Source organism: Flammeovirga pectinis (genome assembly GCF_003970675.1).
GTDB lineage: Bacteria > Bacteroidota > Bacteroidia > Cytophagales > Flammeovirgaceae > Flammeovirga > Flammeovirga pectinis.
Genome location: NZ_CP034563.1, coordinates 557,861 through 570,629 on the forward strand (window position 1 = coordinate 557,861; position 12,769 = coordinate 570,629).

Annotated in this window: 5 protein-coding genes; 4 read left to right on the forward strand and 1 reads right to left on the reverse strand. The window is 34.4% G+C overall.

Annotation, left to right across the window (positions count from 1 at the left end; genetic code table 11):
* Nucleotides 1–44: 44 nt before the first annotated feature.
* Complete coding sequence (locus EI427_RS22535) at nt 45–3,314, reverse strand: glycoside hydrolase family 2 TIM barrel-domain containing protein (protein WP_126619283.1); 3,270 nt, start codon at nt 3,312–3,314, stop codon at nt 45–47.
* Nucleotides 3,315–3,638: 324 nt separating this feature from the next.
* On the opposite strand from EI427_RS22535, the gene EI427_RS22540 reads away from it, so the two are divergent.
* The 4 genes from EI427_RS22540 (at nt 3,639) to EI427_RS22555 (ending at nt 12,740) form a co-directional block, all read left to right on the forward strand.
* A complete protein-coding gene (locus EI427_RS22540; RefSeq protein ID WP_126619285.1) occupies nt 3,639–6,659 on the forward strand; it encodes a SusC/RagA family TonB-linked outer membrane protein in 3,021 nt (1,006 codons plus the stop codon).
* 29 nt (nt 6,660–6,688) lie between these two features.
* A complete protein-coding gene (locus EI427_RS22545) occupies nt 6,689–8,302 on the forward strand; it encodes a RagB/SusD family nutrient uptake outer membrane protein (RefSeq protein WP_126619287.1) in 1,614 nt (537 codons plus the stop codon).
* 17 nt (nt 8,303–8,319) lie between these two features.
* A complete protein-coding gene (locus tag EI427_RS22550; RefSeq protein WP_126619288.1) occupies nt 8,320–11,574 on the forward strand; it encodes a glycoside hydrolase family 2 TIM barrel-domain containing protein in 3,255 nt (1,084 codons plus the stop codon).
* Between the two features lie 62 nt (nt 11,575–11,636).
* On the forward strand, nt 11,637–12,740 hold the full coding sequence (locus EI427_RS22555; protein WP_205727996.1) for a phosphotransferase enzyme family protein: 1,104 nt from the start codon (nt 11,637–11,639) through the stop codon (nt 12,738–12,740).
* Nucleotides 12,741–12,769: the final 29 nt, after the last annotated feature.

The window sequence follows — 12,769 nt, forward strand, 5'->3', positions numbered from 1 at the left end:
TAGAATACCTACTTTTCACACAGGTATTCTAAGTCTCATTTCTATTAGATTTTTTTATCGATTGAATATTTTAATTTGCTCATTTTAAATAACTGAGCAGTAGTTGCTTTCTTAAATGGAATCAACGTGAAAGCGTATTCGTATTCTTTAGAAGGATCGAGCATATATTTAGGCATTGCTCTTGCACCCCAAGTATTTACACCGCCAACACCTTCTTGTATCATATCTAAATGCCATTGAACAAAATCAACTTTTTTAATTTGATACGGATGTCTTTGATCGTGACGAAGATTTTTAGGATAATTGTATCCTCCTTTCCCAGCATCAAGTGCTTCATCTGTGTAGTTCATTGCATTGGTGTTTAGCAGTGATGTACCATTAGAAACTGCAAGTAAACCTTGTCCTTTTTTGTTTTTCATGGCCACCCACCTGATGTCTGTGTGGTTGCCCATTTCCTGAGGTCGGATAAAAGGAATCGTTACATTTTCGGTGTTTTTACTGTATAAATCTACATCGGTAGCCCAATTTCTATCACTATAATTTTCTTCTGGTCCTCTACCAAAATAGATCATGTTATTAAAGGCTTTTGGTAACATCATGCGCATACCCACTCTTAATAATTCGGGCATTTTATCAGCTTTCTCCATGCCGTTTAATTTTGCATTTACTTGTAAAACACCATCACCAAACAAAGTATATTGAACAGCAAAAGTAGTGTTTACGGCAGGTAAATTATAAGTAACAAGAACATTATAAACGCTTTCCGTTTTAGCAGAAACCTTTACCTCTTTTATTGTAAACTCTTGGGTAGCCACTTTCCAATCTTTTGCTTTAACCCAAGTATATGCCCCCATATCATTACAAGTAAGTGCCCTCCAAAAACTTGGTGTTAAACCACTATTATCATGAATATATTCTATGCCTTTGTATCTGTAAGAAGTAATTGTTTTAGCATCTTTAGAAAATAGAAATCTTACATTTTTATTAGATAATAAAACTACGTTTTCTGTTTCTGTCAATATTAAAGCCGTCGAGGGTGTAATGCTTGTATATAGAATTTCTGAAGGTAAAGTAAATTGTTCAGAAGCAACGGTGTACCCTTTTGGTTTAAAAGAATCGGCCTCGTTTGTAATTACAGAAAAGTGAATAAAGTATTCTTTTCCTTTTGGCAGATTTTTAACTGGGAGCCTAATTTTTTCTGTTTGATGTGGTGCTGTAGTAAAATGCATTGCATCAAAAGAGTGGACTATTTTTCCTTCAGCTTTAACAATGGCTTTCACAGTAAACTTATCCATAGAAGTAAAGTCGTACCAATTCTTCATTTCAAATTCACCTTTTGATAAATCCGTGGCCTTGAATTTTACATTCTGATATCCCTTTTTTACCGTTAGACTACTTGGCTTTAAATTCCGATCAGAATCTACAATTCCATTGGCAAGGAAAGACCCATCAGAAGGAACATTTTTAGGACCAAAATCTGCTCCGTATGCTAAAAAAGCATTTCCATCTTTGTCTGTTGTATGTAAACCTTGGTCTACCCAATCCCAAATATAACCACCTTGTAAGTTCTCATACTTATCAAAAAGTGCAGTGTACTCTTCAAATCCACCGCCAGAATTTCCCATAAAATGTTCATACTCACACTGAATTAGTGGTCTGTCTTTGTATTCTTTTGCATATTTCTCCATCCAATCGTGTCCAGCATACATTGGGCAATAAATGTCTGTATTCCATTCTAAACCAGCACGTTCGTATTGAACAGGAATTGTAGTTACACTTTTTAAATAATTATAAGATTGATAAAAGTTGTACCCATTTCCAGATTCATTTCCTAACGACCAAGTAACAATACAAGGATAGTTTTTATCTCTTTCGTACATTCTTCTTGTACGGTCTACAATTGCTTTTTCGAAAGATGGATTATTACTAATTGCTTTACCTTTTTGCAGACTGTATCCCATTCCATGCGACTCAATATTTGCTTCGTCTACTACATACATTCCAAATTCTGTACACAACTCATAAAACTTTCTTGGCTGAGGGTAATGTGATGTCCTGATGGCATTAATATTTAATTGCTTCATTAATTTAATGTCCTTTTTCATCAGTTCTTCATCTACCACATGGCCAGTGTAGGCATTATGTTCATGTAGATTTACCCCTTTTACAATTATAGGCTTACCGTTAACCAAGAATAAACCGTCTTTTATTTCTGCACTTCTAAAACCAATTCTTTCAGATGTTGATTGAATGATTTTATTGTCTTTTTTTACCGTGATTAATAAGGTATATAAAGAAGGTTTCTCTGCCGACCAAATTGCAGCATTCTTTACAATATGTTGCTTTTTGATGTGGACGCTAGCCCCACCTTTTATATCAAGTTCTTTTAATTGTTCAATTACAGGCTTTTTGATGAGATCAAGCACTTTACCTTCAAACAATTGATAGTTAACGGATACTTTTTCTGTTTTATTAGAAGAGTTATTTAAAGTAATATCAAGTGCTAAACTTCCATCTTTATACTCATTTTTTAAAGTTGTAATAGCACCAAAATCTTCAATACTCACTTTATGCTGAGTAATTAGAAAAATATCTCTTTCAATACCACTCAGTCTCCAAAAATCTTGACATTCTAAATAAGAAGCATCAGACCATCTATAGACCTTAAAAGAAACGGTATTTTTTCCCTCTTTTAAATAAGAGGAGATATTAAATTCTGAAGGGACTTTAGAACCCTGTGTATATCCTACTTCTTTTCCATTTACATATACAAAAGCAGCAGATTTAATGGCTCCAATATGTAGAATAACATCTTGATATTTGTGTGTAGCGTTCAAATCAAATTCTTTGAAATAAAGGCCAACAGGATTGTTTTTTATAGGGACAAAAGGAGGTTTTGGAGCAGACATTTCAGTATATCCTTTTGTACGTTCTCTTGTATCAGCAAAAGGATAATAATCATTTGTATAAATAGGCGTACCAAAGCCTTCAACTTCCCAATTGGCAGGGACATTGATTAACGACCAGTCTGTGTGATCAAATGTTGAAAGATAAAAACCAACAGGTACTTCTGTATCATTCTCTAGTAATTTAAATTTCCACTTACCATTTAGTGATTGATAATTAGCTGATGTTTCATATGTATTATTCAATGCCTTTAGCTCGTCTTCAAAAGGGAAAAATGCCGCTCTAGGCGCCATCTTATTTACGCTAATTACAGTTGGGTTTTCTATATAACTATGAGGGATTCTATCTTGAGAAATCCCAATTATAGGAAATAAACAAGTAAGGAAAGTAAGTAGTATTTTATGCATTGTGGTTGTATATTTTTAATAAGTAATAAAAAATATATAAAAGTATGTTTTTGTTGTTGTTTTACAAATATTACAATTTTTATCCTCTAAAAAAGGTGAGGTTACAATTGTTAGGATTTATTATCAAAACCTATTGTAATTATTAAAAATAGCTTTAATGTTATTAAAATGTATATATTCAGTTCTTATAGTCGTCCTTTGATATCTTAAGTTTTGTATTAATTACAATTATTTTAAAATAGTTTTTATTTAATAATAAAAATTATTTAATTGCGTTACCAAAACAATAATTAATGCATGACTTAATCACAATCAATTAACCGCATGAAACAATTAACTACAACTTCTAATCATTTACTCTTACTTTTTTTGCTTTGCTTAGCAACCAATCTAGACCTCTTTGCACAAGGACAGAAAGTAAGCGGAACTGTAAGTGAACCAAAAGGAACGTTTTTACCAGGGGTAAGCGTACTTATTAAAGGAACAACACATGGATCAATCACTGATTATGATGGTAAATTCGATCTAGAAATACCATCAGGAACAAAAGACCCAATACTGATATTTAGATATCTGGGTTACAAAACACAAGAACTACCAGTAGGAACTAAAAGCGTATTTAACATCACCTTAATAGAAGATGCAGAGCAACTAAAAGAAGTTGTTGTGGTCGGCTTTGGTGAACAGAAAAAAGAAAACGTAACGGGTTCATTAGAAACAATGGACAAAAAACTAATTAAAGACAGACCTGTAACATCTACATCATCTTTATTTCAGGGAACAATGCCAGGAGTAGTAGCCACACAAACTTCTGGACAGCCAGGAGCAGACAATATGTCGATTATTGTTCGTGGATCATCCTCAATCAATTCAACACCTGCACTAATTATTGTAGATGGTATGCCAGCAGAAATGAACAATATTAACCCTCAAGATATTGAAAGCATGACTGTATTAAAAGATGCGGCTGCAACTGCAATCTATGGTGCAAGAGCTGCAGGTGGCGTAATTCTAATCACAACAAAAAGAGGAGAAGATGGGAAAGTTTCTTTTGGATATAACGGTTATGTAGGCCTTCAAACTCCTACCAAAGAACATCAATTTGTTGGTGCGGTAGATTACATGGAAATGCGTAACCAAGCAAGGGTAAACGATGGTGCATTACCACTCTATACAGAAGACCAAATTAACGAGTACAGAGATGGAACAAAACAAGGAGCAAATTGGAGAGAGTCGATTCTAAAAAGTAGTGCCTTACAACAGCAACACAACTTAACAGTTTCTGGTGGTAGCGATAAGATTAAATACTATGGTTCTGGTTCATTTTTCGATCAAGAAGGGTTAACAGCAAACACTAACTTTCAGCGTTATAATATGAGAATGAATGTGGATGCTAAAATTAATGACCGTTTAAATACACATTTTAGAACACATATTGCGAATTCTAGCCGTACTCAACCTACAAGAAGTGTTGGCTCTGCATTTTACAATGCGAATATTTATTCTCCTGTAGATCCTGTTAAATGGGATAACGGAGAATGGAATTATGTAAGAAATGGTAACCCTCAAAGATGGTTAGAAGAAGGTGGCGATCGTATTAGTGATTTGATGTATACACAAATGATGTTAGGTGCAGATTATAAGATTGCAAATGGCCTTACTGCCTACATAGATTACAACATGAATTATATGCATGATAGAGGTACTGCATTTAACAACCAACACGATTACTACGGAGCAAATGGAGATTTAGTGAAATCTGAACCTAACTGGTACGAAGATTATAATGCTTCTAATCTTTACAGTGGCTTACAAGCACGTTTAGATTACGAAAAGAATTTTGCCAACCATTATATAAAGGGTATGATTGGCTATTCTCATGAGTCGAAAACAAACAACAATGGGCAAATGACGAAGTACAACTACCTTACAAATTCAATTCATGTAATTGATGGAGGGAGTATGAACCCTACAGATTGGAGAATGGATGGAACAGCATCTGAATGGGCTATTCAGTCAGTTTATGCACGTTTAAATTATGCTTTTAAAGATAAATATTTGTTCGAAGCAAATGTAAGGGTAGATGGTTCTTCTAAATTTGCTCAAAATAATAGACACGGTGTATTCCCTTCTTTTTCAGCAGGTTGGAGAATTAGCGAAGAAGGGTTTTTAAAAGATGCTGATTGGTTGACAAATTTAAAAGTGAGAGCTTCTTGGGGACAAGTTGGTAATCAAAATATACCATATTATGATTGGACTGCTACTTTAGCAACTGGTTCTGCAGTAATTGGAGATCAGGGTGTATCTTCTGTTTATTATGATAAAACTGCCAATCCAAATATTAAATGGGAAACCAAAGAGACTACAAATATTGGTCTTGAAGGAGATTTCTTTGGTCGTTTAATAGGCTTCTCTGTTGATGTATTTAAAAACAGAACAAATGATATTCTGATGAATGTACCTGTTCCTCCTCAATTTGGTTACGATGCTCCACGTGTAAATGCTGGGGTAGTTGATAATAACGGTTGGGAAGTTTCTTTAAGACACAATAATTCTATTGGTGAGTTCCAATATTTTGTGAACTTAAACATGTTTGATAACAGAAATAATGTAGTAGATATCTTAAACACAGGTCCTTGGATTGAAGACGATGGACGCGTTTTTACAGATGTTGGTGCGCCAATGAAATCGTGGTACGGTTATAAATCAGACGGTATTTACCAAACAGATGAAGAAGCACTGGCCAATACAGCACACTACGAATTAACAAACGGAAGAATTAAAGCAGGAGATATCAAACTAATTGATTCTAATGGCGATGGTGTAATTGATGGTGACGATAGAGAATTGATAGGCGATCCGAATCCTCATTATATGTTTGGTATTAATTTAGGAGGTTCTTGGAAAGGTTTTGATTTTAATATCTTGTTTAATGGAGCTCTGCAAAGAGATGTGGTTTTATTAAATGAGGCGGCAATGCCATTTGCATTACAAGCAACTCCTCATGAGTGGATGAAAGAAAAAGCATGGCCAAACACCAATGAGTTGCCTATTTTAAGAGAAGATTTTACAGTAAACGACCCGGGTAGATACTTCTCAGATTTTTGGGTACAAGATGGTAAATATATCCGCTTAAAAAATGTAACTATTGGATACACATTTAAACAATCTTTCCTAAGCAAAGTAGGAGCAACAAACGCAAGACTTTATGTAAGTGGAGATAATATTTGGAGTAGCTCAAGTTTATGGTCGCCAACAGTAGATCCAGAAATTGATAACGGAGGTAGAGGTTCTTCTTATCCTCAGGTATCAGTTTACACTACAGGTGTTAGCATTAATTTCTAAATCAACACTTACTATCAACACACAGAACAATGAAAAGATTAATCAATATATCAACTTTACTAGTAGCCTTACTTGGGTTAACTACAGCTTGTAACTATTTAGATAAAGAACCTTTACATGCTGTTTCTGATGAGACTTTTTGGAAGAATCAGAACGAAGCAAGAGCATTTTTAGACAATATCTATAATTCTATAACACCTTGGGATCATTTATATACAGAAAGTGCAACAGATAATGCCTATTTAAGATACCCTTGGGAAGGAAGTGATTTAAGAGACTATACTGCAGGCGTTCATACATCATTCACAGGTTTCTGTGGATGGTGGTTTTCTTACACAGATATAAGAAACTGCTACGAATTTCTAAATAGAGTAGATGATGTACCGGGTATTGACGCAACAGAAAATACAGAAATGCGTGCGGAAGTACATTTCTTCTTGGCTTCTGAATATTTTGATATGTGGAAAGTGTACAAAGAAGTGCCACTTGTAGATAAATTGCTGACATTAGAAGAAGCAGATGTACCAACAGCCACAGAAGAAGAAATAAAAGCCTTTATTGTAGAAAACATTGATATTGCAATTGCAGGTTTGCCAGAAACTAGATCAGATGGCCGCTTAACCAAAGCTGCTGCAGAAATGCTAAAAGCAGATTACTTACTTTGGATTGCAGATTATGCTGGGGTGGCAACACTTACAGGAGATATTATTAAATCTGGTAATTATGCTTTAGAAGCAAATTATGACGATCTTTTTCATTCTTCAACACAAACAGGCACTAAAGAAAATATACTTTGGAGAGAGTATAAAAACGGAGTGACAGAAGATTGGGCTAACTATCTTAATTATGCTTTTCTTCCAAATGGTTTTGGCGGAGGCTGGTCTTCTATTTCGCCATCTACTTTATTGGCAGATGCTTACGAAGCAAAAGATGGTAGTTACCCTTACACTACTTCTCCTTTATATGATCCGGTAAATGATCCAAAAGGATATACAATTCGTGATTCTAGGTTTGAAGAAACCATTTTGTACGATGGGGTTTATTACGAAAGTATTTTATACAATCCACTTGATTTAACCGAAGGGAATCCAAATAAAATTGGCGGAAGTAACTGTACTTTAACAGGCTATAATTTTAGAAAATATACAGACATGGATAAAGTAACGCACTCCCTATGTGATGTAAATAATTACGTCTATAGATATGCAGAAACATTATTGATGTTTGCAGAAGCACAGAACGAAATAACAGGACCTACAACAGAAATATATAATGCAATTAATCAAATAAGAACTAGAGCAGGTATGCCTAACGTTAATCAATCTATCTATAACTCAAAAGATGCTCTCCGAGAATTAATTCAAAGAGAAAGACGAGTGGAGTTTGCAGGAGAGTCAAAACGTTTTTGGGATACTTGGCGATGGGGTCAAAATAAATACGGAAGCCCAGCACATTGGTCAGAAAACACACTTACAAACGATATGGAAAGTGTAGATTATGAACATGCTGATGGCGACAGTTATACAGATTTCTTAAGAAAAAGAAGAGATGGAGGTATGGGAGATAGAACGTATGTTTTCCCAATTCCGCAAACAGCTCTAGACGTTTCGAAAAATATTACACAACATCCTGCGTGGAGATAACCTAATTTTTTAATAACATGATGAAGGCAACTTATACATTAGCCTTGTTACTATTTTGCGTAGCTCAATTGAGCTACGCACAACAATTAACAAGAGAGAAAGATCCATATTTAGAGAATCCAAACATGATTCAGGAGAATAAAATGGATACTCGTGTGCAATTTGGTGTTTATAAAACAGAACAAGAAGCCATAAAAAATGACCTAGAGGCTTCTCAGAATTTTCAATCTTTAAATGGAACATGGAAATTTAAATTTGTCAAATCTCCTGCAGAAAGACCAAAAGATTTCTATAAAAACAAATACGACGTTTCCTCTTGGGACGATATCACTGTACCCGGAAACTGGGAAGTACAAGGTTTTGGTATTCCTATTTATACCAACCATCCGCACGAATTTGCAGATTGGAGAAATGATGATTACACAGATTTAAGAAAAGCACAACCACCGTACGTTCCTCAGAATTACAATCCTGTAGGTTCTTATAAAAGAACATTTAATGTAAACGCTGATTGGAAAAACGAAGAAGTAATTTTACATATTGGAGCCATTAAATCTGCTGCATTTATTTATGTAAATGGTAAGAAAGTCGGCTATACGCAAGGATCTAAATTACCATCAGAATTTAATATTACAGAATATCTAACGGATGGCGAAAATACAGTAGCTTTTGAAGTTTACCGTTGGTCTGATGCTTCTTATTTAGAGTGTCAAGATTTCTGGAGAATAAGCGGAATTGAGCGTGATGTTTATCTATTAGCACAACCAAAAACAGCAATTAATGACATCAAAGTAGTTTCTACTTTAGAAAACAACTATAAAGATGGAGCTTTTGATTTGGAAGTAGAATTGGCAAAAGCAACTACACAAAAAGAAAACATCAATTTAATGTATAAGTTGATGGAAGGTTCTAAAGTAGTTGCTAAAGGAGATCAAGGAATTTTATTGGACAAAAAAGGGAAATCAACCTATAAATTTGATCAAGAAGTACTAAAAAATGTAAATGCTTGGTCTGCTGAAAATCCTAGTTTATATACATTATTACTCACGCTTAAAAATGAAAATAATGAGGTAATAATGACGACATCTCAACGTATTGGTTTCAAAATTACAGAAATTAAAGACGGTATGATGTTGGTAAACGGTCAGCCGATTTTATTAAAAGGAGTAAACTTACACGAGCACAATCCAGAAACAGGGCATTACATGACCAAAGAGTTGATGCGAAAAGATTTTGAGTTAATGAAACAGTACAATGTAAATGCTGTAAGAACTTCTCATTACCCGCAACCAGAATATTGGTACGACCTGTGTGCAGAATATGGAATTTATATTATTGATGAGGCAAATATAGAATCGCATGGAATGGGATATAATCTCGCCAAAGGACGTTCTTTAGGGAATACACCCAGCTACGAATTAGCACATGTAGACCGTATTAGAAGAATGTACGAACGAGACAAAAACTATGCGTGTATTATTGGCTGGTCTTTAGGTAATGAGGCAGGGAATGGCTATAACTTTTACCAAGGTTACAAGTATTTAAAATCTGTAGATAACCGCCCTGTACAGTACGAAAGAGCAGGTTTAGAATGGAATACAGATATTTATGTACCAATGTACCCAGGCGTAGAATATATAGAGAAGTATGCAAAAGAAAACACAGACCGACCTTTAATTATGTGCGAGTATGAGCACTCTATGGGGAACTCTACAGGCAATATGATAGATTATTGGAATGTGATTGAAAAGTACGACAACCTACAAGGTGGTTTTATTTGGGATTGGGTAGACCAAGGTTTATTGGTAACCAAAGATGATGGTAAAAAAATGTATGCTTTTGGTGGAGATTTTGGTCCTGATAATGTACCAACAGATGGCAACTTTTTAATGAATGGGGTAATTAATGCCAACAGAACGGTACACCCAGCATTACATGAAGTAAAGAAGCAATATCAGAACGTAAAATTTACTGACGTTGATTTATCCAAAGGAATTGTAGCGGTAAAAAACTGGAATTACTTTATAGATTTAAGTAAATACAATGTGGTGGCTACTGTTAAAGCAGATGGGAAAATCATAAAGAAATTCCCTATAAGAACTTTAAAAACAGCACCCAATTCTACAGAAGAAATTACTTTTGATGTAAGTGGAATTAAACCTCAGCAAAATACAGAATACTTCTTAAATATTTCTGTTCAACAAAAAGAAGCAGAGCCGTTTTTACCTAGAGGGTTTGAAGTAGCAAAACAACAATTTAAGTTGCCAATTTATAGAAAAGCAGCAACAAAATTACCTGCTTTTGCAGCCTTAAAAGTAGTAAATTCAGAAGCTGAAGTAAAGGTTTCTAACGGAACAGTTACTGTAGAATTTGATAGAGCAAGAGGAACAATTTCTACTTATAAAGTAAACGGAGTGTCTTTCTTAAATGAAGGAAATGGACCTAAACCAACGTTCTGGAGACCAATTATTGACAATGATTATGGTAATAAGATGGATGTTAAAAACATTAATTGGAAGAGAGCCACTTTAGAAGCAAAAGTAAAAAATGTTGAAGTACAAGAACTTGCAAAAGGCAAAGTACAAATTGATGTAACTTTTGATCTGGGTGAAATTAATACGACTTGTTCTGTTGCCTATCTTGTTTACGGAAACGGAGTAATTGATGTAAAAGCCAACCTTGTAGGCAAAGAAGATTTACCAGATTTACCTCGTTTTGGGTTGGTAATGGAGCTTAAAGAGCAGTTTAATAATTTTACGTATTACGGAAGAGGTCCTTGGGAAAACTACATTGATAGAAACGATGGTGCTTCTGTAGATGTTTATTCTAGTACAGTTGCAGAACAATTTTTTGCATATGAAAGACCGCAAGAAAATGGGTATAAAACAGATATTAAATGGGCTGCATTAGCAGATAAATCAGGGAATGGTTTAATGTTCTCTAGTACAGAAAATTTAGGAACATCTGCATTACATTACAGAGCTGTAGATCTCGATGCACGTGCTGGATATGAATATCCAGAAGTGAGATTAGAAAATAGACACGATAGCGATGTATCACCACAGAAAATGGTAGAATGGCACATCGATTATAAACAAAGAGGAGTTGCAGGTACTGATAGTTGGTATTCTATGCCATTAGAGCAATATATTATTCCAGCCACTCAAAGTATTACATATAATTTTACACTTAAACCGTTTAAAACAACATCTGTTACAAAGAAAGTTCGCCTGTCTAAAACGCAGTACAACACTAATTCTAGACCTTTATAACAAACAAACAGACTTAAAGTCAACTCCAATAAAATGGAGTTGGCTAAATACCTAATTAGAAAATGATGAAAGAACTACAAGAAAAATTCAACCAATTTATAGCCGATATTCCTGTTAAATCTATACACCCATTTGGCTCAGGACATATAAACGATACCTACTTAATAGAAGTAGAAGGGACTACGCAAAATTACATTCTTCAGAGAGTAAACCATCATATTTTTCCAAATGTGCCAGAACTAATGAACAACATAGTTGCTGTAACAAAACATTTACGAAAGAAGTATGAACAAATGCCACATAAGAACCCAGATATTAATACATTAACTTTCCTTCCTGCAAAAGATGGAAATATGTATTACAAAGATGAAAGTGGAGATTATTGGAGAGTGATGCTGGAAATTAATCCTGCAAAAACTTACGATCAAGTGGAAGAGCCAAAACAAGCTTTTCAGGCAGGTGTTGGGTTTGGTGGTTTTCAATCTTTATTGTCTGATTTAGACGGAAGTAAACTCTACGAGATTATTCCAAATTTCCATAACATGGAAACACGTTTGCAAACTTTTTTAGATACAGTAGAGAAAGACCCTAAAGACAGAGTTACTCTAGCACAAGAACAAATCGCTTTTGTAAAAGAGAGAACGGAAGAAATGCTTACGCTAGTACGTTTAAGTAAAGAAGGTGTTTTGCCAATTCGAGTAACACACAACGATACTAAAATTAATAACATCTTATTAGATGAAAACGATCAAGGATTGTGTGTTATTGATCTAGATACGGTAATGCCAGGTTTAGTACATTATGATTTTGGAGACTCTATAAGAACATCTACAAATACGGGTGCAGAGGACGATGCAAATTTAGATAATGTAGAAATGGACATCAATTTGTTTAAAGCATATACTGAAGGTTTTCTTCAAGAAACAGCTGATATTTTAACAGAAACAGAGATAAAATACCTTCCATTATCAGCAAAAATTATGACTTTTATTATCGGTTTAAGATTTATAACTGACTACATTGACGGTGATAACTACTTTAAGACAAAACATGAACACCACAATTTACAACGTGCTAAAGCACAGTTTAAATTGGTGGAAAGTATGGAAGTGCAATTTGAAGAAATGAAGAAAATTGTTGCTGATGCAACCGTTCTTACGGTATAGACTTTATTAGCAGAAAAACAGAACTTACA